The organism is Ruegeria sp. E1 (assembly GCF_056534225.1).
The window spans coordinates 93912-119133 of sequence record NZ_JBQFPE010000006.1; the positions used below are offsets into that span (position 1 = coordinate 93912).

Here is a 25222-nt window from a genome sequence, read left to right on the forward strand (position 1 = left end):
TCAGCCCCTGAGATCATAGGCCCGTGCAGCATTGCCACCCAGTATGCCGTCGCGCTCGGCCGTGCCAAGGTGGCCCAGCAACATGTCAGTGGCTTCAAGCCAGCGTTCATAGCTGCCAGCCAGAGTGCAAACCGGCCAGTCACTGCCCCAGATCAGGCGCGCGGGGCCGAACGTGTTCAGCAGGTGGTCGACATAGGGGCGCAGATCATCGACGGTCCAATCAGGGGTCGCCTCGGTTATCAGGCCCGACAATTTGCACCATGCCTTGGTGTCGCGGGCCAGTGCCGCCATATCCTCTGCCCAATCGTGCAGGATCGCGTCGCGGATCAGAGGCTTGGAGCCATGGTCGACGACCACCCGCATATCCGGATGACGTGCCAACAGTTTCCTGAGTGGACCAAGATGTTGTGGAAGGGTCAGCGCATCGAATGTCAAGTTGTGTTGTTGCAATTCGGCAAAGGCCGGGCTCAGCAGGTCGCCAAGCATCCAGAGCGGATCGTCGATGTCCTGTATCATCGGACGCAGGCCCACCAGTGCCGGGTGAACGGCCAGTCGGGCGATCTGGACGGGCGCATCCGGGGCTTCAAAATCAACCCATCCAACTACGCCTTTGATGAATGGCGTCTGATCTGCCAGAGACAACATGTATTCCGTTTCGGCAACCGTAGGGGCCGCCTGTACCAATACGGTGCCATCGATTTCGGCAGCTTCCAGCAGCGGAGCCAGATCGTCAGGAGAAAAATCCCGATAAAGCGCCGTCAGTTCTGGCGTGAGCCAGCCATAGTCGCCTCGTGCCAAAGCCCAGAAATGCTGATGCGCGTCAATCCTCATTCAACGACGCCCTTTTTCAGGATGATGTTGCCATAAAGCCTGCGCTCACCCGTCTGGATGATGGCAAAGGCGTTTGCGGCCCGCTCGTAGAATGAGAATCGTTCGAGTCCCTGAATCTTGGCAGGATTGTCAGCGGTCTCGTCGATGATGCGCTGAAAATCGGCGACCGCCTCGGGAATGGTATCCGGGTCGCCAACCACCTGCATGGTCAGGGCCGGATCGGTGACGAACGTGTCCAGCGGCATGACAGACAGCACGGCCTGCAGGATATCACTGGCCGAGGACCCATCGGCCCGAATACAGTCCGGCCCGCTGCTGGTGCCGGGATAATTTGCATCCGCGATTACGATTTCATCGCCGTGGCCCATTGCCCTGAGCGCATATAGAAGGTCCGGCGACAGGATAGGGTCAATGTTACGCAGCATGGGCAGCCTCATTCGGTAGCGGTGCGTCGGGGCGGATCAGAGCTTCGGACCTTAGATCAGACCAAAGGCCTGGTGGAATTTCATGCTCCATCAATGCGACGTTGGATTGCACCTCGGCCGCGCTAACCGCACCCGGAACCACTGTTTTGACGCAGGGATGGCCCAGAACAAATTGAAGCGCCGCCGCGATCAACGGGGTGTCATGCGCCGCACAAACGGTTTCGATCCTGCGGACACGGTCCAGAATATCCACGGGCGCTTCCGCGTAATTGTATTTGGCTCCGGGGATCGCTCCGGTGGCAAGAATGCCCGAATTGTAGGGCCCGCCCAGAATGATCCCCACGTCGCGTTTTTCACAAAGAGGCAGGAAACCGTTCAGCGCCTCTTGCTCAAGCAAGGTATAGCGACCTGCCAGCAGGAAGCCGTCGAAATCGCCAAGGCCCAGCAATTTCTCGCAAACCTGCCATTCGTTCACACCAGCGCCGATGGCGGCGATCTCACCGGCATCGCGCAGTTCTACCAGCGCCTTGTAGCCGCCGCCGTCAAAAAGTTCGCGCACTTTGGCGTCCGAGATTTCCTGACTTCCCTGGCTAAAAACGCAGACATCATGCACCAGCAGGATGTCTGCGTTGGCCACCCCAATCCGGTCGCGGCTCGCCTCATAAGACCGCATCACCCCATCATAGGTATAGTCAAACACGATGCGTTTCTGCGGTACGTCCACAAATGCCTCGGGCGTGACTTCGTGTGGCTCGCAATCCATCAACAGACGCCCGATCTTGGTCGACAGCTGGATGTTATCGCGCCCGAACCGGTCGATGGCTTTGCCGAACCGCTGTTCGGACCGCCCCAGCCCATATTGCGGCGCAGTGTCGAAGAACCGGATGCCCGCGTCATAAGCCGCTTGCAGCGCAGCCTGCGCATCATGATCCGATACCTTGCGATAAAGATTTCCAAGCGGAGCACCGCCAAATCCCATCTGAGTCAGCGGGACGGGCCGGGTCGTGCGGTTGTTGAGCAATTCTGTTTCTGAAACGGTCATCCTGCCTCGCGATCCGACTGTTGGCTGGTATTGAACAGATGGGGCTGTTGCAGCTCCAGTTGTTCTATTCGGGGCATCAACTGCCCAAGGTGTCTGTGCATTGCCTCCTGTGCCCCCTGTTCATCCCGCGCCGAGATTGCGTCGAAGATTGCCCGGTGCTCGGTGAGCGTTTCTACGATCCGGCCTGGGGTTGGCAACAGCAGCATCCGGGCCCGGCTGACCTGCAGCGAAACGGTCTGGGCCACATCTGAGAGGCGGCGGAAGCCGGTGAATTCCATCAGCAAGCCATGAAATTCTTCGTCGGCCTGATAAAACCCGGGAATGTCCTCGTCTTCGATCAGCAACTCTTGCAGGCGCATGTTGCGGCTTAGCCGTTTGCGCTGATCATCGGTGATGTCGCGCGCCACTTTGGCGACGGTCGCAAGCTCGAGTGCTTCGCGCAGGAAAACGCCTTCGCGGATTTCGTCCATCGAGAAATAGGATACTCGCGTGCCCGACTGCGGCACAACATCCACCAACCCCTCCGAGGCAAGGCGCGCAATCGCATCGGCGACAGGTGCCCGCGACACGCCAAGGCGCGCGCAAACCGGTGCCTTGCGCAGATTCGCGCCCGGCGGAAAGTCCAGCGCCAGTATTGCCTGCTTGAGGGATTGGTGAACCCTCTGCGTCAGAGATCCTTCCGTCGCTGAGATCTCGGGCAGCAATGTTGCGTCGATATCCTGGAATTTGTTCATGCTGCGTTATTTAGCATTCTAACATGTTAGTTGACAAGTGCCGAAATTCCTTTTAGCAAAAGGGCCAATCAAGCGGGGAAGAGATGCAAGCACAGGGCGGCACAACTGTTTTGGGAGAGGCGACGCGCGACGTTGTCAGGCTGAATCCGCAGGACAATATCGTCATTGCCCTGCGTGACCTCAAGCCGGGCGAGCAGCCGCCGCACGTCCCCGTGCCTCTGGCCGCATCTGTTGCGCGGGGGCACAAGATCGCTGTGCAGCCCATTCGCGCGGGTGAGAATGTCATCCGCTATGGGCAGATCATTGGTCAGGCGAAATGCGACATTACGCCGGGGGAACACATCCATGTGCAGAACCTCGGCATGGGTGCGCATCAGCAGGACTATGCACATGCCAGCGCAAATACACCGCTGCCTGCCTTGGCCGAAGGGCGGACATTTCAGGGCTATCACCGGGCCGATGGCAAGGTGGGTACCCGGAACTATATCGGCATCCTGACCACCGTGAATTGCTCGGGCTCGGTCGCGCGCTTCATTGCCGAGGCGGCGGAAAAGACCGGCCTGCTGGATGCATTTCCCAACGTCGATGGCGTGGTTCCGATCGTGCATGGAACCGGCTGTGGCATGTCGGGCAAGGACGAAGGCTACGCCACCCTGTTCCGCACGCTGGCCGGGTACGCGCAGCACCCGAATTTCGGAGGCATTCTGCTTATCGGGCTGGGCTGCGAGGTCATGCAGGTGGCCGATCTTGTCGGCGGTCGTCCAATCCGCCCGGATGGCGCGTTGCGTTACATGACAATTCAGACCGAGGGCGGAACACGCCGCACAATCGAGCGCGGGCTGGATGAATTGCGCGGCATTGCAGGGCTGGCCAACCAGGCGGCGCGCGCGCCGGCACCGATCGGTGCTATCACGGTGGGTATGCAATGCGGCGGATCGGACGGGTATTCCGGAATTACGGCGAACCCGGCACTGGGCTATGCCTCGGACCTTCTGGTGTGTCATGGCGGGACAACGATCCTGTCGGAAACTTCGGAAATCTACGGTGCCGAACACCTGCTGACCCGGCGTGCAGAAACCGTCGAGGTCGGAGAGAAGCTGATCGAACGTATCCATTGGTGGGAGGATTATACCGCCCGCAATGGCGGTGAGATGGACAATAATCCCAGCCCTGGCAACAAGCGGGGCGGGTTGACGACCATTCTGGAAAAATCGCTGGGCGCTGTCGCCAAAGGTGGTACAGCGCCGCTGCGCGATGTCTACAAATTTGGCGAGAAGATCGACAAGAACGGCTTTGTATTCATGGACAGCCCAGGCTTTGATCCCTGCTCGGTTACGGGGCAGGTGGCCTCGGGGGCCAATCTGATCGTGTTCACCACCGGGCGTGGTTCGGTTTCTGGCTATCAGCCAACGCCGTGTATCAAACTGGCGACCAATTCCGAGATGTACGCACGTATGGCCGAGGATATGGACCTGAACTGCGGCGATATCGTCACCGATGGGGTGAGCATCGAAGCCAAAGGCGAAGAGTTATTCGAAATGCTGATCCGGGTCGCTTCGGGCGAGAAAACCAAAAGTGAGGAGTTGGGCTTTGGGGGCGTAGAATTCGTACCCTGGCAAATTGGCGCGGTAATGTAGGCGCTATGCCCTTGGGGAGAGGGGCACTATGACAAAAAACAAGACAAAATTGGTCGACATGACGGGGATCGACAAACACTTCCCCGGTGTGCATGCGCTGAAATCTGTGCAGTTCGATCTGTATCCAGGCGAAGTTCACGCGCTGATGGGCGAAAACGGGGCCGGGAAAAGTACGCTCATGAAAATCCTGTCAGGGATTTATCAGCGCGACGGTGGTGATTTGGTGATCGAAGCCAAGTCCGTCAGCCCGACCACCCCGCGCGAGGCGCAGGATCTGGGCATCGGCATCATCCATCAGGAACTGAGCCTGATGAACGACCTGACGGTGGCGCAGAACATCTTTATTGGGCGCGAGCCGCGCAAGAGCTTTGGTCGCCTGGACGAAGCCGCGCTGAATGCGCAGACCGCCGAGATTTTTGCCTCGATGAACCTGTCGCTCGATCCAAAGACACTGGTCGGCAGTCTGACAATCGCGAAACAGCAGATGGTCGAGATTGCCAAGGCGCTGTCTTACCGCTCGAAGGTATTGATCATGGACGAACCGACGGCGGCGTTGAATGACGCCGAGATCGCCGAATTGTTCGTGATCATCCGTCGCCTCAAGGCCGAAGGTGTTGGCATCGTCTATATCAGCCACAAAATGGATGAACTGAAACAGATCGCCGACCGCGTCACCGTGATGCGCGATGGGGAATATGTCGGCACCGTGGGCGCTGCGGAAACCCCGATCAGTCAGATCATTGCGATGATGGTGGGTCGTGAGGTGAACGAGGAACCTCTGGACGTGCCGGATTTGGGTGATGCCGAGGTCTCACTGCAGGTTACAGGTCTGAGCCGTAGCAACGAAATTCACGATGTCAGCTTTTCGGTTCAGAAGGGTGAAATCCTCGGCTTTGCCGGGCTCATGGGCGCGGGACGAACCGAGGTCGCGCGGGCCATTTTCGGGGCTGATCCAAAGGATGGCGGCGAAATTCAGGTGCATGGGCAGGTGGTCTCGATCAAGACACCAACAGATGCTGTTAAGGCGGGAATCGGATACCTGTCCGAGGATCGCAAACACTTCGGTCTCGCCACAGGTATGAACGTGCGCGACAACATCGCGTTGGCCTCGATGGACCTGTTCATTAGCAAGGGAGGCGTGCTGAGCGGTGCCGAAATGGCAACGACCGCGCAAAGCTATATCAAGCAATTGGGTATCCGTACCCCATCTGACACGCAGGAAGTACGCCTGCTGTCAGGGGGTAATCAGCAAAAGGTGGTCATCGCCAAATGGCTACTGCGCGATTGCGATATTCTGATCTTTGACGAACCCACACGCGGCATCGATGTCGGCGCGAAATCCGAGATCTACAAGCTGTTGGAAGATCTGGCGGAACAGGGCAAGACGATCATCGTGATCTCGTCCGAGCTGCCCGAAATCATGCGCCTCAGCCACCGTATTGCGGTGATGTGCGAAGGCCGGCTGACCGGCATTCTGCCCGGCGGAAAAGACACCACTCAGGAAGACATCATGCATCTGGCCACGCAACGGGCGGCGGCGATGCAGGTAACAGGGACAGTCCAATGACCACAGCCACGGATATCGACAAAAAGAAACCCATTGCGGGCCTGTCGGAAAGCGGCGCCTATCAAAAACTGCTGGCGTTCGCGAGTTTGATTGCACTGCTGATCGGGTTCTCGATCGCGTCCCCGAACTTCATGCAGACCTCGAACATGATCGCGATCCTGCAGGCGACCTCGGTCAACGGAGTGCTGGCCGTCGCTGCGACACTGATCATCATTACCGGCGGGATCGACTTGTCGCTGGGCACATTGATGACCTTCTGCGCAGTGATTGCGGGCGTTGTTCTGACCTATCTGGGGATGCCCTTACTGTTAGGTGTCGCGGCGGCAATCGCGGCGGGGGCGCTTTGCGGTCTGTGCTCGGGCACGTTTGTGGCCAAGATGAAGATTCCGCCCTTTATTGCGACCTTGGGCATGATGCTGATCCTGAAGGGCATGTCGCTGGTGATCTCGGGCACAAGGCCGATTTATTTCAACGACACACCCGGCTTTGACCAGATCTCGCGCGGATCGCTGATCGGAGAGGTTTTTCCCGCACTGCCTATCCCCAACGGTGTCCTGATCCTGTTTCTGGTGGCAATCGCGGCCTCGTACATTCTGGGTCGCACGGTTCTGGGGCGTTACACCTTTGCGCTGGGGTCCAATGAAGAGGCGGTGCGTCTGTCGGGCGTAAACACCGACATGTGGAAGATGCGCATCTATGCGCTGGCAGGTGCCATCTGCGGTATTGCCGGTATCCTTATCGCGTCGCGCCTCAACTCGGCCCAACCCGCGCTGGGTCTGGGCTATGAGCTGGAGGCCATTGCAGCGGTGGTCATCGGCGGCACGTCCCTGTCCGGTGGGCGTGGCACCATTCTGGGAACCCTGATCGGCGCACTGATCATGGCGGTGCTGACCAACGGGCTGCGCGTGCTGTCTGTTGCGCAGGAATGGCAGACTGTTGTCACCGGCGCGATCATCATTCTGGCCGTATATGCCGACATGGCCCGCAAGAAAAAGTCGGGCTGAATTTACACAAATACAAACGACCAACTGGAGGAGAAGAACATGTTTTCACGTCGTTTCATTCTGGGCGCGCTGAGTGCCGCCACAATCGCAGGTCCAGCCTCGGTGGCTGCTGCTGATGAAATCTATATCCCGCTGGTATCGAAGGGCTTCCAGCACCAGTTCTGGCAGGCGGTCAAATCCGGTGCCGAACAGGCCGCGGACGAGTTTGATGTGACCATCACATTTGAAGGTCCCGACAACGAAACCATGGTTGACCGTCAGATTGACATGCTGGCTGCTGCGCTGGCCAACAATCCCAAGGCTATCGGTTTTGCTGCACTGGACAGCCAGGCGGCGATCCCGCTGCTGAAACAAGCCAACGAAAAGGGTATCCCGATCGTGGCCTTCGACAGTGGTGTTGACAGCGACATCCCGGTTGCAACCGCAACCACCGACAACCTGGCCGCAGCCGGTCTGGCTGCAGACAAGATGGCCGAAAAGATCGGCGGCAAGGGCAAGGTCGCCGTTGTGGCCCATGACCAGACCAGTCGCACCGGGATTGACCGTCGCGACGGGTTCGTGAACCGCATCGCCGAAAAGTACCCGGATATCGAGGTTGTGACCGTTCAGTATGGTCAGGGTGACCACCTGAAGTCGACCGAAGTCACCAAGGCCATTCTGACCGCGAACCCCGACCTGAACGGCATTTTCGGCACCAACGAAGGCTCGGCCATCGGTGTTGTGAACGGCGTACAGGAACTGGGCACCGAAGGTCTGGTCATCATTGGCTATGACAGCGGCAAGGCCCAGAAGGACGCGATCAAAAGCGGTCTGATGGCAGGTGCGATTACGCAGAACCCTGTCGGCATCGGCTATGAGACCGTCAAAGCCGCGGTAGCCGCCATGAAAGGCGAAGAAGTTCCGGCGCTGATCGATACCGGCTTCTACTATTATGATGCGTCGAATATCGACGATCCCAAAATCTCGGCCGTACTTTACGACTAAGAAAATCCACTCATGCAATCTTGTCCGGCCTGCCCATTTGGGTGGGCCGGATGCTTTGATCGACTGCACGTTGGCGTGAATTGGTGCCTACGTGCCAGAACAAATCGACCTGCGGCCCGGATCTTGAGATGTTGAGTCCCCGATTGGTTGGAGCGTTGCGAATTCGGACGAATTCCTGTTTTTCGCAGAGAATTGTGATGATTGCCTTTTTATCCCCACCCGCCTTTGACTCTTCAACGGCACGGGATGTTTTGCCGCGGAGGCCGACAAAAAAAGTAACCTCGGAGAAACGCGAGCCTCGAGTTGTCCGGAAACAGAAGACCGGCGCCCCCACGGCGTCGCCAACGGTATCTTTGGGGGGATTTGTGGTAGCGGAGGAGGGACTTGAACCCCCGACACGCGGATTATGATTCCGCTGCTCTAACCAACTGAGCTACTCCGCCACGAGTGAGAGGCGATTTAAGCGAGGGGCCCGATAGGGTCAAGAGGAAAAAGCCTGTATCTGCTGGGTTTCTTACGCCATTTCGATGAAGGGGTGGTATCAGGCCCGACTGGATTGCGCGATCTTACGTATGAACGATGCGCAGGCGTCATGGGCGGTGATTTGGATCATGTGGCCGCGCCCCTCCATCTCTTCGTAGATTAGGCCATACTCGGTCATGGATGCGCCATGTCGATGGGCGGACAGTACGGGGTCTTCGGCACCGAACAGGATGCCTCCGGGCACTTTCAACTCTGCATAGCGCTTGCTCAGCGCTTCGATGCTGGCTTCGGCCCCGATCACATCCTGCGAAGCGGTAATGAAAGCTGAGGGGCGCAGACCCAGCGCGCCGCCCGCGCGATCCAGAAAGTCAGCAGGTGCGGGTTCTGGCGCAAATACATCTTTCAAAACCAACGGCGCGGTTTTTCTGGCCAACGGGACTGCGATGGTATGTCCGATCAGATTGCGTAACCATTCGGTCCGGATCTCAAGCGGTTTGAATGCAGCAGGCGTTCCCGGCATCTTCTGGGTCAGCGGCGATAGCAATGCCAGCGCTTGGGTGTTTTCTGGGTAGTCCAAAGCAATCGCCAGCGAAACGGCACCTCCCAGAGAATGTCCGACGAGTACGGCCTTTTCGACATTCTTGGCTTGCAAGAACTCGTGGATCATCCGTCCCTGTTCAGGCAGGGCCGCAAGTTGCGCAGTGTCACGTGTGGAATAGCCGCATCCAGGACGGTCCACTGCGATCACGTGATAGTCGTCTGCCAGATCGTCCATCATGGCATAGGTAAAGTGCTGAAGCTGGCCCGAGAGACCGTGGATCATCACGATGGTCGGGTTCTGTGGGTCGCCACGTTCGACATAGTGGATCGATCCGCCGCCAACTGGCATGATTTGACCAAGCTGAGGCACAGCTTCCTGGCCCTGACGGGTCAATCGACGTGTCCAGAGGTTCATGAGGACCAAAAACAGTCCGAAGAGTACCGCGATCATCAGCAGGATTGTCATGTCAGGCCTTTTGGGTGCGGGCGCATTGCGTCAGTGAATTCTATGTTTGTGATCCCGACTTTGCCACACAGATTCTGGTTCCGGGTTCTCACGAACCGGTACAGTGACCTTTGGGGCAATCTGATTTCTTTAATCTGCCTGGTTCAGAATTTCAGGCGCCGGACGGGGTAGGGTATCAAGCATGTCGGCAACGGCTGTCCGACAATCCTGACCTACCCAATCCGAAGGAAAGAACATCGACGGTAAATCAGGCTGGCGAAGGACGACACGACGCCAGCGATGCACCAGAAGAGTTCGGAGCGTTGCGCATTGAACCGGAGTCAGGACACTCTTTGCCCGTCTCGTTCGTGCCGCACGATCGATTGCATCCAGAAAGGAACGGCACGCGGCGCGCAGATCGGTCGGGCAAAGCCGATCTTGCAGCCACGCAGGGACGGCCTGCGGCGTCACTTCAAACGCCAACAAGGTATCGGTCTGTATGGGAACTGGTCCCCGGCCCAGCGCGACGGTTCGGCTGATCGGGATGTAGTCACGGCTTAGCATGATGTCCTCAAGCACTCGGGTACCGGTGCCGTCTTCGGTAATCAACAGGTGCCATTGATTGCCGGGTGCCGGATCGCGCGCATAGATCCGTGGGGTGACGGCACTTGATTGAGAACGCCCATAGTCGGTGAGGTAGTGTCTTGAGACACGCCCAATCCGGTCACTTTCGATCCAGCGATCCTTGCGTAGCCGGTGCAGGGCGACCCGGATCGCTTCGGGCTTGATGCCGATGGGCTCGATGATACGCGTCAGCGCACCACCTGAAATCTGCGCACCCGGTTCTTGGGCAAGATCACCAAACAGAGAGACGATGACCGACCAAACCCGCAAATCCTGCGGATCTGCCAATTCGGCCAGGGTCGTTTCGAACCACGTATCTCGGCTGGTCATGTATCCAGTTTAACTTATTATCATGAATAAGAAAAACACATTCCCCGCCAGAACATGTGTCAGCAGGCACACATCGTCAGAAGCTCGTACTCGGCAACCATTTCACCATCCTGATTGGTCAGTGTGACGTGCCAGCGAACCTCGCCATAGTCGTCATTGCGCTGGGTCTTTTGTTTGACAGTCAGGCGGACTTTGATTGCATCGCCGGCCACGACCGGCTTCATAAATCGCAACCCGTCCAGCCCGGTATTGGCCAGGACAGGGCCTTCGTTTGGTTCAACAAACAGCCCGGCGGCAAAGCTCAGCAGTAGATAGCCATGGGCGACGCGACCGGGGAAGAACGGGTTTCGCGCGGCGGCGTCCTCATCCATATGGGCATAGAAAGTGTCACCGGTGAATTGGGCGAAATGTTCAATGTCATCCAGCGTGATGGTGCGAGCGGCAGTGTGCAGGGTCTGTCCGATGCTCAGCTCGCCAAACTTGCGGGTAAAGGGATGCGCGGGCTCTAGAACCTCGGGTGCGCCGGGCACCCATTTCCGGCCGATCTCGGTCAGCATCCGCGGGGATCCCTGTATCGCCGTGCGCTGCATATAATGTTTGACCCCACGCACGCCGCCCATCTCTTCACCGCCGCCTGCACGGCCCGGTCCGCCGTGGATCATGTGCGGCAGAGGCGAGCCATGGCCAGTGGATTCCGCCATGGAGTCGCGGTCGTTGATGTAGATACGCCCGTTATACGCCGCTGCCGCCATAACTACGTCGCGCGCGACCTTTGGATCGTGGGTGATCAGCGAGGTGACAAGCGAGCCTTGACCACGGTTGGCCAGCGCCGTGGCGTGCGCCAGATCGCGGTATCCCATGATGGTTGAAACGGGTCCAAAAGCTTCGGTGTCATGTACGCGCTGCGCATTGTCAGGGTCGCTGCAATGAAACAGCATGGGCGGTACAAACGCACCTGTTTCCGGCCCCTGAACGCTGAACGAAGACGGGTCGCCGAACACGCGTTGCGCTTCGGATGCGATCAGGTCAGCCTTGGCCAACACATCCGCCTTTTGCGCGTTTGAGACCAATGCGCCCATGCGGGTGGTATCCTGACGTGGATCGCCGATTGTCACTTTGGACAGTTTGGCCGACAGGGCGTCGATCACGGGCTGAACCTGCGTTTCGGGCACAATGATCCGGCGGATGGCCGTGCATTTTTGTCCGGCCTTGGTGGTCATCTCGCGGACGACCTCTTTTATAAACAACTCGAACTCAGGCGTTCCTTCCACCGCGTCCGGACCGAGGATCGAAGCATTCAGGCTGTCCTGTTCGGCCACGAACCGGACCGAGTTCCGGACAATCGCAGGCGTTTGGCGCAGTTTCAGTGCGGTATCGGCAGAGCCGGTGAAGCTGACCACGTCCTGACAGTCCAGCCGATCCAGCATATCTCCAAGACCACCCGAAACAAGTTGCAACGCGCCGTCGGGAAGCACTCCGGCATCCAGCATGACGCGAACGGCCAACTCGGTGACATAGCAGCTATTGGTTGCCGGTTTCACGATGGCGGGCATTCCGGCCAGCAGAGTTGGGGCCAGTTTTTCCAACATGCCCCAGACGGGAAAATTGAACGCGTTGATATGGATCGCCACGCCCTGCAATGGCGTGCAGATATGCTGCCCCAGAAACGTGCCGTTGCGCGAAAGCTGTTCGACATCGCCGTCCAGATACACTTGCGCATCCGGCATTTCGCGCCGTCCTTTGGATGAAAAGACGAACATCGTGCCGATGCCACCGTCGATATCGATCAGATGGTCCTTTTGCGTCGCACCGGTCTCAAAGCTTAGTTCATAGAGCGCCTGTTTATGCTCGGACATCGCCTGCGCCAGCGCCTTGAGCATTCGGGCGCGGTCGTGGAAGGTCAGAGCGCGCAGAGCAGGGCCGCCGGTGTTACGCGCATGATCCAGCATGGCCTGAACATCCAGACCATCATTGCCCGCGGCTGCAAAAGGCTCACCCGTGATGGCCGAGGTGATGGTGCGCGCACCGGGTCCGGGTGCGACCCACGCACCGGCGGCAAAGCTGGAGATCTGATGCAGGGACATGGTGTCCTCCTGTTCTGAAGCAGGGCCTAATGCCCCAGTGCGCCCATTTGTTGCGGCAGGTAAAGGACCACGATGGGGACAAGCACGATCAGTGCCAGACGAAAGATATCGGCGACCCAAAACGGGGTGACGCCGCGAAAGATTGTGCCTGTGGAAACATCCCCGACAACGCCTTTCAGGATAAAGACGTTCAGGCCCACGGGCGGGGTAATGAGCGAAATCTCGGTGACGACGACAACCACGATGCCGAACCAGATCGGGTCGTAGCCCAGCGATGTGACCAGCGGGAAGAAAATCGGGACGGTCAGCAACAGCATCGACAGCGATTCAAAAACGCAGCCCAGAATGATGTAGATGCCAAGGATCATCAGGATCACCACAAAGGGCGATACGTCATAAGCCGTGACCAGCGCGATCAGGGCTTCGGGCAAGCCCGCCAGATTGATGAAATTGGAAAAAATCTGCGCTCCAATCAACACCGCAAACAGGGCCGAGGCGGTAAAGCAGGTTTCTTTCAACACTTCAAAGGTCGAGCCAACTGTCAGCCCGCCGCGAAACAGGGCGATCAGAAAGGCCCCGGCTGCGCCCATGCCTGCGGCCTCGGTCGGGGAAAAGGTCAGGTTCAGCGGCTCGAAATCAAACGCGCCGTATAGCCCGCCGATCACCAGAAAGAACAGCAGCAACACCGCCCAGACCGACCCCAGCGCGCGGATGCGTTCGGACCAGGTGGCGCGTTCCCCAGCAGGTCCGGAGTCGGGGTTGCGCCAGACGGTCCAGCGCACGGCAAAAAGATAGAACAGAATGCCGAGGATGCCGGGAATGATCCCGGCCATGAACAGCTTGCCAATCGAGGTTTCGGTCAGCAGGCCATAGATGACCAGAATGACCGATGGCGGGATCAGGATACCCAGCGTGCCGCCCGCCGCAATCGAGGCGGTCGAGAGTTCATCCGAATAGCCATAGCGCCGCATTTGCGGCATGGCGACCTTGGACATGGTGGCGGCGGTCGCCAGCGACGATCCGCAGATGGCCGAGAACCCTCCGCAGGCTGCAACCGTCGCCATGGCTATGCCACCTCGCATATGTCCCAGAAAGGCGTTCGAGACCGCATAAAGCTCACGCGCCATACCGCCTTTGTTGACGAACAGGCCCATCAGGATGAACAGCGGCACCACCGACAGGCCATAATCCTGCGCGGTGTCGGTGATCTGTCGGCCTACCATCGACATGGCGGCCTTCAGCCCGCGCTCGGACAGGATCGAACCGCCGCGTTCGTAGGCAAAACCCAACGTGCCCACCAGCCCCATGGCAAAGACAATGGGCAGGCGCATCAGGACAAGGATCAGGACAATTGCGAAGCCAATCAGTGCAGCGGTCATTTGGCGGGCTCCGACAGGGTGTGGGGGGCAAAAAAGCGCAACAGTCCGGTGGCGATCATCACCACCCCGGTCACGGTGACGGACAAGGTGATGAACCATCCGATCAGATAGGTCGGGATCGACAGATATTCGGTCACATCCCCATAGTCGCGAGCGCGTTCAGCCAAAATCCAAACCCGTTGAGCAGGCCAGTACAGCATGACGCCGCAGACCAGATAGATCACCAGATCGCGGATGCGCGACAGGTGCAGCCTGTGGAATATCCCATCAGTCAGGTCAACCGCGATGTGCCCGTTTGTTGTCGACACAATCGGCAGGACCGAGAACACGAGAATGGCCATAAGGATGCGGGTCAATTCAGTCGCCGCCTCAATCGGCGCGTTAAAGACCGACCGCAGGATAACGTCGCAAAAGGTCATCACCATCAGGATGAACAGCGCGACGCTGGCGACGATCACCGGCAGGATGCTGGCGCGGCGCAGGAACCGAATGAATTGGAACATTACTACCTCGGGCTTGAGGACGAAGCGGCCATCGGGCCGCTCCGGGCGTTGATCAGTTCGACGACATTTCCGATTTGATCATGTCATAGGCGGCCTGCGCGTCGACACCGGCTGCGTCAACCTCGGCAATTACTTTGCCGCGAATGTCTTCGGCGATGGCCGAGAATTTTTCCATGTCGGCATCGCTGGCTGCATTGATCGCATTGCCTTCGGTGGCTTCGGTTGCTTCGCGGCCCGTGGCGTCGATCTCATCCCAGATTTTGCCGATTTCACGGCTGAGCGGCTCGCCGAACACCTGTTCGTCCAGCGCCTTTTGCAGGTCCTCGGGCAGGTCAGCAAACGTATCTTCGTTCATGATGAAGGCAAACGAGCCGCGATAGAGACCGCCGGGCATTTCATAGACGTTCTGCGCCACTTCGGTCAGCTTGAAACCCTTGCGGGATTCCAGCGGCATGACCACGCCGTCTGCGGCTTTCGAGGCCAGCGTCTCATAAACTTTCGGGGCCGGAACCTGAATGCCGGTTGCGCCCAACGCCGCGCCAACATCGCCGCCGACACCACCCGGAATTCGCACTTTGAGACCCGAAACCTCGTCCAGCGAGGTCACAGGGCTGCTGGAATGCAGTTGCGCCGGTCCATGGGTGTGCAGCGCGATGACTTTGACACCGCGATGCTCATCAGCGGCCTTGAGATGCGCATCATAGGCGCGCCAATAAGCGACCGAGGCCTCTTCGGCACTGCCCTCGTAGCCGGGCAGCTCAATCAGTTTTGTGGTGACAAAGCGACCCGGCTGATAGCCGTGGAAAATGATCGACGCATCCGCAGCGCCGTCCATGATCAGGTCCATCTGGGCGGGCGGCGGTGCGATGCCCAGTTTCAACTCAGCTGTGACCTGCCCATCGGTTGCCTCTTCGACCATCTCGACGAATTTGGGCCACATCTTGGCGTTGATGCCATGTGTCGGCGGGGCCCAGCTGGAAATTGTCAGGGTGTAGTCGGCAGCAAATGCGATACTGCCAGATACCGCCAGCGTCGCCGAGGCCAACAATGTTGTGAGCTTGGTTAATTTCATGACCGGGTCTCCTCCTCAAAAGCGCAAGTCGTGAACATCGTTATTGTTGGTTTTGTAACCATCAATGCTGTTTTGTCGGGTCTGTCACTGGGTTTCCGTCAAGACCGCTCGGGCGGCTGGCGCCCATAGTTGTGGAATTTATTGACCAACCGTTCGGTTTATGCAAGATGTTTGTTGTAACGAATGCAAAGCGAACGGGCAATGTCTGATACGATTCTTTCGCAAAGCCACGGAAACTGGGTCGAAATTACCCTGAATCGACCTGACCGTCTGAACAGCTTTACCGAGGAAATGCACTTCGCACTCAGGTCAGCAATCGAAGGCGCGCGCGACAGCGCAGCCCGTGCGATTCTGTTGACCGGTGCAGGGCGGGGCTTTTGCGCGGGGCAGGATTTGTCTGACCGGAACCCGGCCAAAATGGATGGCCCGCCGGATCTTGGACAGACGGTTCGCACATTCTATGCTCCGCTGGTGCGTCTGATCCGGTCATTGGAATTCCCAGTGGTCTGCGCCGTAAATGGCGTCGCGGCGGGGGCAGGGGCGAATGTTGCCTTGGCCTGCGATATCGTTCTGGCGGCGGAATCGGCCAAGTTCATTCAGTCCTTTGCAAAGGTCGGTCTGATCCCAGACACGGGCGGCAGCTGGCATCTGCCGCATTTGGTGGGCGAGGCGCGCGCGAAAGGACTTGCTCTGACGGGCCAGCCTTTAGCGGCGCCACAGGCGGCAGAATGGGGATTGATCTGGAAGGCCGTCCCGGACGCCGAATTGATGGCCGAGGCTCGCACGTTGACCGAACAACTAGCCAACGGCCCGACGCTGGGTCTGGGCCTGACCAAGCAGGTGATTCAGGGTGCAGCGACAAACACCTTGTCCGACCATCTTGAGGTCGAGGCCGACGCAATGCGTACCTGCGGCCAGAGTGCGGATTATGCCGAAGGCGTAACCGCATTTCTTGAAAAACGTGCGCCGGTCTTTCGGGGGAGCTGAGATGACACCCAAAGCCCGTGCGGAAAAAGCAGCCGCCACCTTGTGGGGGCGTGACAGGGCTTCGGCCTGGGCTGGAATGGAGCTCATAGAGATTGATGAAGGAACGGCAGTGTTGGAGTTGCTGATCGAAGATCATCATTGCAACGGACACGGAATTTGCCACGGCGGGGTGACCTTCATGCTGGCCGACAGCGCCTTTGCCTTTGCCTGCAACAGCCGCAACCGTTCGACCGTGGCCCAGCATAATGTGATCAGCTATGTCGCTCCGGCCAGAACCGGTGACCGTCTGACTGCACGCGCGACTGAACAAAGCCTGACCGGGCGCAGTGGAATTTACGATGTGACGATGACCAATCAGAATGACGTGAAAATTGCCGAGTTTCGGGGGTTTTCCCGCGCAATTGGTGGAACTGTCTTTGACGAGACCAAGGGGGAATGATGAAGGATTTGACTCCGAACAAGGCGGATCTGGACCCGATCGAGATCGCGTCGATTGACGAAATCCGGGCATTGCAGTTGCAGCGCCTGCACTGGTCGCTGCGCCATGCCTATGACAATGTCCCGATGTATCGCCAACGATTTGATGAAGCGGGCGTTCATCCCGACGATCTGAAAACGCTTGGCGATCTGGGCAAATTTCCTTTTACCTACAAAAATGACCTGCGCGATAATTACCCCTTTGGTCTGTTTGCCGTGCCGCGGGAACAGATCATCCGCATCCATGCTTCATCGGGGACAACGGGCAAGCCGACGGTTGTGGGCTATTCTCAGGGCGACATTGACAACTGGGCGGACCTAGTGGCGCGGTCCCTGCGGGCCAGCGGGTTGCGGCGGGGTGATATCGTGCACAACGCCTATGGCTATGGCCTGTTCACCGGCGGATTGGGCGCGCATTATGGAATCGAACGTCTGGGCGCAACAGTCGTGCCGATGAGCGGTGGGCAAACGGCCAAGCAGGTCGACCTGATCACCGATTTCCGGCCTGACGGTATACTGGTTACACCGTCCTACATGCTCAACATTCTCGAACAGTTTCATAAGGTCGGGCTGGACCCGCGCGAATGCTCTTTGTCCGTGGGTGTGTTCGGGGCCGAGCCGTGGACGGATTCGATGCGGTCCGAGGTTGAACAAGCCTTTGACATGCACGCGGTTGATATCTACGGCCTGTCGGAAATCATGGGACCGGGCGTGGCCAATGAATGTGTGGAAACCAAGGATGGCCCGGTGATCTGGGAAGATCACTTCTACCCCGAGATCATTGACCCGGAAACCGGAGACGTCCTGCCAGATGGCGAAATGGGAGAGCTTGTTTTTACCACTCTGACCAAAGAAGGGCTTCCGATGATCCGCTATCGCACCCGCGATCTGACGCGGCTTTTGCCGGGAACTGCGCGATCCATGCGACGGATGGAAAAGATCACGGGACGCTCAGATGACATGATCATCCTGCGCGGCGTCAACGTGTTCCCCAGCCAGATCGAGGAACAGGTTCTGGCGACGGGTGGTCTTGCGCCCTATTACCAGATCGAATTGTTCCGTTCGGGGCATATGGATGCCATGCGCGTCTTTGTCGAAGCGATGCCGGACGCAGCGGATGACCTCAGCAGGACAGCGGCGGCGCGGATGCTGACGCGGCGGATCAAGGACATTGTTGGCATTTCCACTGAAATTCATGTCGGCGATCCCGGTACAGTGGAACGAAGTCAGGGCAAAGCCCGCCGCGTTATCGACAACCGCAATACCTGACCCCGGACCGGAGACAATATATTGGCCCGAACGATTGCAAAGGACCACGACCATAAACGCGCCCGTATTCTGAAATCGGCTGCGCATGTTTTTGCACGGGAAGGGTTTGACCGGGCTTCGATGTCGCAGCTTGCCAAGGAATGCGGCATATCGAAGGCCAATATCTATCACTACTACGACAGCAAGGATGCCATTCTTTTCGACATCCTCGACACCTATCTGAGACAGCTGCGCGACGGGATTTGCGGGTTGGACATGGCAGGGCTTGCACCGCCCGATCAGCTGCGCAAGGTCGTGTGCGAAATCCTTCTGGCTTATCAGGGTGTAGACGACGAACACCGGGTGCAGACCAGCGGCATGTCTGCGCTGCCCGCTGAACAACAACGGCTTTTGCGCGGATATCAAAAGGACCTGGTCGACTTCCTGAGCGCTATTATCGCCAGCAATGCCCCCGGCACTGTCGGCAGCGATCCGGCCAGGCTGCGCGCGACGACCATGTCGGTCTTTGGAATGCTGAACTGGTTCTACATGTGGAACGCGGGCGCGGATGCCAGCGCGCGATCGGACTATGCCGAACTGGTCAGCGACCTGACGCTGGACGGGCTGCGCGGGCTGTAACGGCGCGGCGGGGCAAGCAGACGTGATTTGGCTTAACCTGCCATCTGGTGTTAACCAGACTTGGGAGGCCTGCCATGAACACCCCGGAACGCTTTGAAAAATTCTACTTTGCCAAGGTTGGACTGGGCGAAGCGTGCGGTTGTGCCGAAAAGGTCATCGACGTCTATGAATTCAATCGCCAAGGTGGTGCCGCAGCAAAGCGTGGCGTGAAGCGCGGAAAGCGCAAGCGCCGCTCGCTTAGATCTTTTGCGCTGAAATACGGCCTTATCGGCCGCAAGCGCCCCGAATAAGGATCAGGGCGTTCTCAGACCCAATTGGCCCACGACGCGGGTCGCCTTGGCGCTCCAGCGCGCTTTCAGCTCGGCCCCGGACAAGCGTCGCAGCCCCAACTTGCGCAGGGCCTCGGTCTTGTCCGCGCTGCCCGCGCCAAAGCTGGCCGCGACGCGCGACCACCAATAGTCGACCGAGCGCTGCATCTGTTCAGCCGCGCCCTGATCGGCCAGCTTTACCGCGCCTTCCAGCGCCAGTTCGCCATGATGCGCCTCGATGGGCGCGATTGTGCGGAAGGCTTCGGCCAGCGGCTGATATGAAATCGTTGAGAATTCAGCCAGCTGTTCGGCCACGGCACAGCTCATCAACAGGTTCATAATGACCGCATCGGTCCAACCTTCGATTGGATAGTTAAATACCGCCAGTCGCATGTCATGTTCGCTGCGGACCGCGCCGATATCCGCGTCGCGATCCAGACGGGCCGTCCATGGGTGATGCGTGGCGTATCGCTCGGTATCGGCGCCAAACTCGCCCATGATTTTCAGGACGCGGTCGGCATTGTCGGTTTTCTCAAGCACGATCCGTGCAGCGGCGATGCGTTCCTTGATCCCAGGCCCCTCATTGATGACATCAGCAAACCCGGCGGCCCCGGCCAATTCGCTGTCGACAAAAGTCGCCATCAGCTTCATCAGTTCCGCTCGATAACGCGGTGGCACATTGGTTGGGTTGGTCAGAACTCCGCCAGCGGCCAGATAGCTTTCGATGGTCATGGTGTCAGACATAAGCTCTCTCCGTTCACTGGTCGTAGTCGACAACGACGCGGTCGGTAATCGGATAGGCCTGACAACTCAGGACATAGCCCTTTTCGACCTCGTAATCCTCAAGCGCATGGTTGGCGACCATCTCGACATCGCCCTCTAGCACCTTGCAGCGGCAGGTTGAACAGACCCCGGCCTTGCAGGCATAAGGCGCGTCCATGGCGTTTTCCAGTGCGGCTTCGAGTATGGTTCGATCCTTGGGCAGGGTGACGGTTTGCGTGGCACCGTCCAGGGTAATCGAGGCCGATGTCTGATTGGCCTGCGACGCTGCATCCACAGGACCGGTCTTGCGTTTCGCCCGACCCGGCTGGGCACTGGCGAACAGTTCGAACCTGATCTGGTCATCGCCCAAACCATGGGCGCGCAGCGCTGCAGCGATACCCAGCATCATCGGCTCGGGACCGCAGATGAACGCCGTGTCAACATTGTCGATATCGACCCAGTGCCGAAACAGATCAGCGCATTTTTCCTGCGTGACCAGCCCGGTGAACAGATCGATATCCTGCGCGTCGGTCTCCAGAATATGGATCACGTTCAGGCGGCCCATATACTGGTTCTTGAGATCCTCAAGCTCCTCGCGGAACATGATCGTGTTGATGCCCTTGTTGGCATAGATCAGCGTGAACCGGGACTGCGGTTCGCGGGCAAGCGTGGTTTTCAGGATCGACAGAACCGGCGTTATGCCCGACCCGCCCGCGAAGCCCAGATATTGCTTTTCAGCAGCCGGATCGATAGCGGTATGAAAGCTGCCCATCGGCGGCATCGCCTGCAAGGTATCGCCGATCTTGAGGTCCGTATTGGCCCATGTCGAGAACGCACCACCCTCGACCCGTTTGATCCCAACCTGCAGAATACCGTCATCCTTGCCCGCGCAAATCGAGTAGGAGCGGCGCAGTTCCTCGCCATCGAATTCACGGCGGAAGGTCAGATACTGGCCCTGCGTGAACTCGAATTCGCTGGCCGAGCCGTTCACCGGTTTCAGCGTCACCACCACCGCGTCGCGGATGGTCTTGTGAATATCGGTGACTTGCAGATCGTGAAAGCGTGCCATCCGGTGATCCTCCCTCAGATGCACTTGAAATAGTCAAAAGGTTCCAGGCAGTCGGTGCAGCGCCAATGCGCCTTGCACGGGGTCGAGCCGAACTGGCTGACCTTTTCAACCGCTCTGCTGTGGCAGAGCGGGCAGCGTTCGGGGCCGCCTGCGGGCTGGGGTGGGGCGATGCCGTATTCTTCCAGTTTGGCGCGGCCTTTGTTGCTGAGCCAATCGGTGGTCCAGGCAGGGGCGATGCTGGTTTCGATCTGCAGATCGTCAATGCCGTGATCGCGCAGGGCGGTTTCGATGTCCATGCTGATGACCGAGGTCGCCGGACAGCCCGAATATGTTGGCGTGACCGTCACCTTCAATATGTCGCCATCCCAGCGCACGTCGCGCACGATGCCCAGATCAACGACCGAGATCACCGGGATCTCGGGGTCGGGAACGGCATCCAGCCATGTCCAGATCTGTTTTATGCTTGCCTGCATCGTTTCGCGTGCCTTGCTTGTTGTGCGGGTGGCAACCTGGGTGCGGAATTTTGAAAAAATTCCTGTTTGATTTCTTTTGAAGAAATCAATCCAGCGTCACCATTTCGCGCCGGGATAGGCGCGTTGTAACCACTGCATCTGCGTCAGAAGGTGGCCCAGATGTTCCGTATGCATCTGCCCATCGCGCCCGCCTTTGTGGGCAAAGCGGCTGTCGGGAATGATCAACGTGGCTTCGGTCAGAACCCGCCCGACCAGCGCGTCGTACTCCTCGCGCAAATCAGCCGGATTGGGCGCGATCCCGGCTTTGACCATCTCGGCATCCACCGCATCGCCGGCAAACATCTCGCCAACGTAAGGCCACAGATAGTCCAGCGCTTCTTGCATCCGCGTATGGCTTTCCTCGGTCCCGTCGCCCAAGCCCACAACCGTGTCGCCCGAGCGTTCAAGGTGATAGCTGACCTCTTTGCTGGCCTTCGCGGCAATCGCAGCGACCCGTTCATCCGAGGATTTCATCAGACGCCCCAGCATGATCGAATGCCACGCATCGAACAGGAACTGACGCATCAGCGTGCGCCCGAAATCCCCATTCGGCGCCTCTACCAGCAGCACGTTGCGGAAATCCCATGCGTCGCGCAGAAAGGCCAGATCATCGGCGCTTTGGCCACCGCTGACCTCTCCGGCAAGGCCCAGCCACATCTGGGTCTGGCCGATCAGGTCCAGCGCTGTGTTGGCCAGCGCGATGTCTTCTTCCAGTACCGGTGCATGACCGCACCATTCGCTGACGCGATGGCCAAGGATTAGGGTGTTGTCTCCCATCCGCAGCAGGAACTGCTGAAACGCTTCATCCCGTGTCATCACATCGCCCCCACTTCGTCAGGGATGTCGAAGAATGTCGGGTGGCGATAGACCTTGCTTTCGCTGGGTTCATAAAGCGGGCCCTTGTCGCTGGGTGATGAGGCGGCGATGTTGTTGGCCTCGACCACCCAGATCGACACGCCTTCGTTGCGGCGCGTGTAAACATCGCGGGCATTCTTGATCGCCATCTCTGCGTCCGGTGCATGCAGTGAGCCAACATGGCGGTGGCTTAACCCATGCTGACCGCGGATAAAGATTTCCCACAGGGGCCATTCATTGCTCATAGTGTGTCCTCCTCGGGTTTATTCTGCCGCCAGATTGCGGGCGCGTTTCTTGCGGGCATGTGCCAGTAACCCGTCGCGCACCCATTTGCCGTCGTTCCAGGCCTTATTGCGTGCGGCAAGACGGTCTGCATTGCAGGGGCCATTGCCTTTGAGCACGTCATAAAACTCGGACCAGTCCGGATCGGTGTAATCATAGTGACCCCGTTCCTCGTTCCATTTCAGATCGGGATCAGGAATGGTGAGGCCCAGATATTCGGCTTGCGGCACGGTCTGATCTACGAATTTCTGGCGCAGTTCGTCATTTGTGTTGATCTTGATCTTCCAGGCCATGGATTGGGCAGAGTGCACGCTGTTCTTGTCCGAGGGTCCGAACATCATCAGCGACGGATACCACAGCCGGTTCAACGCATCCTGCGCCATTCTGCGCTGTTCGGGCGTGCCCTCGGCCATCTTGCGGATCGCGTCATATCCCTGCCGCTGATGGAACGATTCTTCCTTACAGATACGGATCATCGCACGCGAGTAGGGGCCGAAGGAGGTTCGCTGCAGCGGCACCTGATTCATGATCGCAGCCCCATCAACCAGCCATCCCACAGCGCCGATATCGGCCCAGTTCAGGGTCGGATAATTGAAGATCGACGAGTATTTCATGCGCCCATCCAACAGCATCTCGGTGATCTCGTCGCGGCTGACACCCAGCGTTTCGGCGGCGCAGTACAGATACAGCCCATGCCCGGCCTCATCCTGCACCTTGGCCAGCAGGATCGCCTTGCGTTCCAGCGTGGGTGCGCGCGTGATCCAGTTGCCTTCGGGCAGTTGGCCGACGATCTCGGAATGGGCGTGTTGGCCGATCTGGCGGATCAGGGTTGCGCGGTAGTCATCTGGCATCCAGTCCTTGGGCTCGATCTTGATATCCGCGTCGATCTTGTCCTGAAAGGCGCGTTCCTGCTCGGACATCTCTTCGCGGGACTTTACGCCGGTTCCGGCGGATTTCACCATCTGTGCATACATTCCGGTTTCCTCCTCAGATACGTTCGATAATCATTGCCGCACCCTGGCCGACACCCACGCACATAGTGCACAGTGCATATCGGCCACCGGTCCGGCGCAGTTGATAGGCGGCGGTCATCACCAGCCGCGCGCCCGTCATGCCCAGCGGATGGCCGATGGCAATCGCGCCGCCATTGGGGTTCACATGCGGTGCGTCGTCAGGCACACCCAGTTCGCGTAGCGTGGCCAGCCCTTGTGCGGCAAAAGCCTCGTTCAATTCTATCACATCCATCTGATCGATGCTTAGTTCTGCGCGGGCCAGTACCTTGCGGCTGGCCGGAACCGGGCCAATGCCCATCACGCGCGGTTCGACCCCGGCGACGGACATGCCAACGATGCGGGCAATCGGGGTCAGCCCGTTTTTGGACGCGGCGCTTTCGTTTGCCAGCAGGATCGCCGCTGCACCATCATTAACGCCCGATGCGTTCCCAGCGGTGACGGTCATATCTGGACCGTTTATGCCTTTGAGCTTGCCCAGTGTTTCAACGCTTGTCCCCGGACGCGGATGCTCGTCGTCTTGAACGACGATCGGATCACCCTTGCGCTGCGGGATCGTGACCGGGGTGATCTCCTCCTGAAACACCCCGGTCTGGTGCGCCGTGGCCCAGCGGGCCTGGCTGCGTTCGGCGAAAGCATCCTGGTCTTCGCGGCTGATGCCGTAAGTTTCCGCCACGTTATCTGCTGTTTGAGGCATCGAGTCGATACCATATTTTTGCTGCATCTTCGGGTTCACAAAACGCCAGCCGATTGTCGTGTCGTAAACCGAATTATCGCGGGTAAACGCGCCCGAGGCTTTGGGCATCACAAAGGGCGCGCGGGTCATGCTTTCCACACCGCCGGCGATGGCCATGTCGTAGTCCCCCGCCCGAATTGCCCGCGCAGCCATGCCGACTGCATCCATGCCGCTGGCGCACAGACGATTAACCGTGGTGCCCGGCACATCCACCGGCAGACCCGCCAGCAGGGCGGCCATGCGGGCGACATTCCTGTTGCTCTCTCCGGCCTGATTGGCGTCGCCGTAGATCACGTCGTCCAGACTTGCCCAATCGACCTGAGTGTTCCGGGCAACCAAAGCCGCAATAGGTATCGCGGCCAGATCATCCGTGCGCACCTGGCTCAGGCTACCGCCATATCGACCGATGGGGGTGCGTTGGGCGTCGCAGATAAAGGCGTCCATGCTCAGAACTCTCCGAAGTCAGGTCGCCTCGATTAGGCGACCGATGGGTCGGTTAATACGATTTCACGCGATTCGCGGCAAGAAAAATGTAACACGAAAAATGAAAGATCAGAAAAACGGTAACATGACCTGTGATGTCAGTGTGAAATCAACGCGTCAAAACAGCAGTTTTGCCCGGGCGATCCGATTTATCGCCCGAGCTGCATGAC

At 58.7% G+C, this 25222-nt stretch carries 26 protein-coding genes and 1 tRNA gene; 9 read left to right on the plus strand and 18 right to left on the minus strand.

Annotated elements, in window-relative coordinates; translation table 11 throughout:
- From ACR0FG_RS09150 to ACR0FG_RS09165, 4 genes are read right to left on the minus strand one after another with little or no spacing between them, the layout of a single operon-like run.
- Positions 1–831 (minus strand): amidohydrolase family protein, encoded by an 831-nt coding sequence (locus ACR0FG_RS09150; RefSeq protein WP_480892248.1) that lies wholly within the window; start codon positions 829–831, stop codon positions 1–3.
- Entirely contained in the window at positions 828–1256 is a 429-nt protein-coding gene (locus ACR0FG_RS09155; protein ID WP_480892250.1) for an RbsD/FucU family protein, read from the minus strand. The genes ACR0FG_RS09150 and ACR0FG_RS09155 overlap by 4 nt, the downstream gene beginning before the upstream one ends.
- Positions 1246–2298: an aldo/keto reductase gene (locus ACR0FG_RS09160; protein WP_480892252.1), complete on the minus strand. Its 1053-nt coding sequence runs from the start codon at positions 2296–2298 to the stop codon at positions 1246–1248. Before ACR0FG_RS09160 ends, ACR0FG_RS09155 begins: the two co-directional genes overlap by 11 nt.
- Positions 2295–3032: a GntR family transcriptional regulator gene (locus tag ACR0FG_RS09165; RefSeq protein ID WP_480892254.1), complete on the minus strand. Its 738-nt coding sequence runs from the start codon at positions 3030–3032 to the stop codon at positions 2295–2297. The genes ACR0FG_RS09160 and ACR0FG_RS09165 overlap by 4 nt, the downstream gene beginning before the upstream one ends.
- An 83-nt stretch (positions 3033–3115) precedes the next feature.
- On the opposite strand from ACR0FG_RS09165, the gene ACR0FG_RS09170 reads away from it, so the two are divergent.
- From ACR0FG_RS09170 to ACR0FG_RS09185, 4 genes are read left to right on the plus strand one after another with little or no spacing between them, the layout of a single operon-like run.
- Positions 3116–4669, plus strand: coding sequence for a UxaA family hydrolase (locus tag ACR0FG_RS09170; protein WP_480892256.1), 1554 nt, complete (start codon positions 3116–3118; stop codon positions 4667–4669).
- 28 nt (positions 4670–4697) lie between these two features.
- Positions 4698–6236 carry a sugar ABC transporter ATP-binding protein gene (locus ACR0FG_RS09175; protein ID WP_480892258.1) on the plus strand — a complete coding sequence of 513 codons (1539 nt, stop codon included), beginning with the start codon at positions 4698–4700 and terminating at the stop codon, positions 6234–6236.
- Positions 6233–7240, plus strand: a complete 1008-nt coding sequence (locus ACR0FG_RS09180) for an ABC transporter permease (RefSeq protein ID WP_480892261.1) — start codon at positions 6233–6235, stop codon at positions 7238–7240. The genes ACR0FG_RS09175 and ACR0FG_RS09180 overlap by 4 nt, the downstream gene beginning before the upstream one ends.
- A 39-nt stretch (positions 7241–7279) precedes the next feature.
- On the plus strand, positions 7280–8224 hold the full coding sequence (locus tag ACR0FG_RS09185) for a substrate-binding domain-containing protein (protein ID WP_480892263.1): 945 nt from the start codon (positions 7280–7282) through the stop codon (positions 8222–8224).
- A gap of 366 nt (positions 8225–8590) precedes the next feature.
- On the opposite strand, the gene ACR0FG_RS09190 is transcribed toward ACR0FG_RS09185, so the two are convergent.
- From ACR0FG_RS09190 to ACR0FG_RS09220, 7 genes are all read right to left on the minus strand, one after another.
- A tRNA-Met gene (locus ACR0FG_RS09190) sits at positions 8591–8667 on the minus strand.
- A gap of 98 nt (positions 8668–8765) precedes the next feature.
- The gene (locus ACR0FG_RS09195; protein ID WP_480892265.1) at positions 8766–9713 is read right to left on the minus strand and encodes an alpha/beta fold hydrolase; all 948 of its coding nucleotides are present in this window, start codon (positions 9711–9713) and stop codon (positions 8766–8768) included.
- A gap of 129 nt (positions 9714–9842) precedes the next feature.
- Complete coding sequence (locus ACR0FG_RS09200; RefSeq protein WP_480892268.1) at positions 9843–10646, minus strand: PaaX family transcriptional regulator C-terminal domain-containing protein; 804 nt, start codon at positions 10644–10646, stop codon at positions 9843–9845.
- Between the two features lie 59 nt (positions 10647–10705).
- Entirely contained in the window at positions 10706–12730 is a 2025-nt protein-coding gene (paaZ, locus tag ACR0FG_RS09205) for a phenylacetic acid degradation bifunctional protein PaaZ (protein ID WP_480892271.1), read from the minus strand.
- A 26-nt stretch (positions 12731–12756) separates the two neighbouring features.
- Positions 12757–14109: a TRAP transporter large permease gene (locus tag ACR0FG_RS09210; protein ID WP_480892273.1), complete on the minus strand. Its 1353-nt coding sequence runs from the start codon at positions 14107–14109 to the stop codon at positions 12757–12759.
- Positions 14106–14612, minus strand: a complete 507-nt coding sequence (locus ACR0FG_RS09215; RefSeq protein WP_480892276.1) for a TRAP transporter small permease — start codon at positions 14610–14612, stop codon at positions 14106–14108. The genes ACR0FG_RS09210 and ACR0FG_RS09215 overlap by 4 nt, the downstream gene beginning before the upstream one ends.
- A gap of 52 nt (positions 14613–14664) precedes the next feature.
- Positions 14665–15684, minus strand: a complete 1020-nt coding sequence (locus tag ACR0FG_RS09220) for a TRAP transporter substrate-binding protein (protein WP_480892278.1) — start codon at positions 15682–15684, stop codon at positions 14665–14667.
- Positions 15685–15885: 201 nt separating this feature from the next.
- On the opposite strand from ACR0FG_RS09220, the gene paaG reads away from it, so the two are divergent.
- The 5 genes from paaG to ACR0FG_RS09245 all read left to right on the plus strand — a co-directional run bounded on the left by paaG (position 15886) and on the right by ACR0FG_RS09245 (position 19325).
- Positions 15886–16671, plus strand: a complete 786-nt coding sequence (gene paaG, locus ACR0FG_RS09225; protein WP_480892281.1) for a 2-(1,2-epoxy-1,2-dihydrophenyl)acetyl-CoA isomerase PaaG — start codon at positions 15886–15888, stop codon at positions 16669–16671.
- Between the two features lies 1 nt (position 16672).
- Positions 16673–17110: a hydroxyphenylacetyl-CoA thioesterase PaaI gene (paaI, locus tag ACR0FG_RS09230; RefSeq protein ID WP_480892283.1), complete on the plus strand. Its 438-nt coding sequence runs from the start codon at positions 16673–16675 to the stop codon at positions 17108–17110.
- Complete coding sequence (gene paaK, locus ACR0FG_RS09235; RefSeq protein WP_480892286.1) at positions 17110–18417, plus strand: phenylacetate--CoA ligase PaaK; 1308 nt, start codon at positions 17110–17112, stop codon at positions 18415–18417. The genes paaI and paaK overlap by 1 nt, the downstream gene beginning before the upstream one ends.
- Positions 18418–18438: 21 nt before the next feature.
- Complete coding sequence (locus tag ACR0FG_RS09240) at positions 18439–19035, plus strand: TetR/AcrR family transcriptional regulator (RefSeq protein WP_170713239.1); 597 nt, start codon at positions 18439–18441, stop codon at positions 19033–19035.
- 74 nt (positions 19036–19109) lie between these two features.
- Positions 19110–19325 carry a hypothetical protein gene (locus ACR0FG_RS09245; RefSeq protein ID WP_480892289.1) on the plus strand — a complete coding sequence of 72 codons (216 nt, stop codon included), beginning with the start codon at positions 19110–19112 and terminating at the stop codon, positions 19323–19325.
- Positions 19326–19328: 3 nt separating this feature from the next.
- Here ACR0FG_RS09245 and ACR0FG_RS09250 read toward each other — a convergent pair whose 3' ends face one another.
- The 7 genes from ACR0FG_RS09250 to pcaF all read right to left on the minus strand — a co-directional run bounded on the left by ACR0FG_RS09250 (position 19329) and on the right by pcaF (position 25013).
- Positions 19329–20087: a Phenylacetic acid catabolic protein gene (locus ACR0FG_RS09250; protein ID WP_480892292.1), complete on the minus strand. Its 759-nt coding sequence runs from the start codon at positions 20085–20087 to the stop codon at positions 19329–19331.
- Between the two features lie 13 nt (positions 20088–20100).
- A complete protein-coding gene (locus ACR0FG_RS09255) occupies positions 20101–21174 on the minus strand; it encodes a 2Fe-2S iron-sulfur cluster-binding protein (RefSeq protein WP_480892295.1) in 1074 nt (357 codons plus the stop codon).
- A 14-nt stretch (positions 21175–21188) separates the two neighbouring features.
- Positions 21189–21647 (minus strand): 1,2-phenylacetyl-CoA epoxidase subunit PaaD, encoded by a 459-nt coding sequence (gene paaD / locus ACR0FG_RS09260; RefSeq protein WP_480892297.1) that lies wholly within the window; start codon positions 21645–21647, stop codon positions 21189–21191.
- Positions 21648–21743: 96 nt separating this feature from the next.
- On the minus strand, positions 21744–22502 hold the full coding sequence (gene paaC, locus ACR0FG_RS09265) for a 1,2-phenylacetyl-CoA epoxidase subunit PaaC (protein ID WP_480892299.1): 759 nt from the start codon (positions 22500–22502) through the stop codon (positions 21744–21746).
- A complete protein-coding gene (gene paaB, locus ACR0FG_RS09270; RefSeq protein ID WP_480892302.1) occupies positions 22502–22786 on the minus strand; it encodes a 1,2-phenylacetyl-CoA epoxidase subunit PaaB in 285 nt (94 codons plus the stop codon). Before paaB ends, paaC begins: the two co-directional genes overlap by 1 nt.
- Positions 22787–22804: 18 nt before the next feature.
- Entirely contained in the window at positions 22805–23797 is a 993-nt protein-coding gene (paaA, locus tag ACR0FG_RS09275) for a 1,2-phenylacetyl-CoA epoxidase subunit PaaA (protein WP_170713224.1), read from the minus strand.
- Between the two features lie 13 nt (positions 23798–23810).
- Positions 23811–25013, minus strand: coding sequence for a 3-oxoadipyl-CoA thiolase (gene pcaF / locus ACR0FG_RS09280; protein ID WP_480892305.1), 1203 nt, complete (start codon positions 25011–25013; stop codon positions 23811–23813).
- Positions 25014–25222 lie beyond the last annotated feature (209 nt).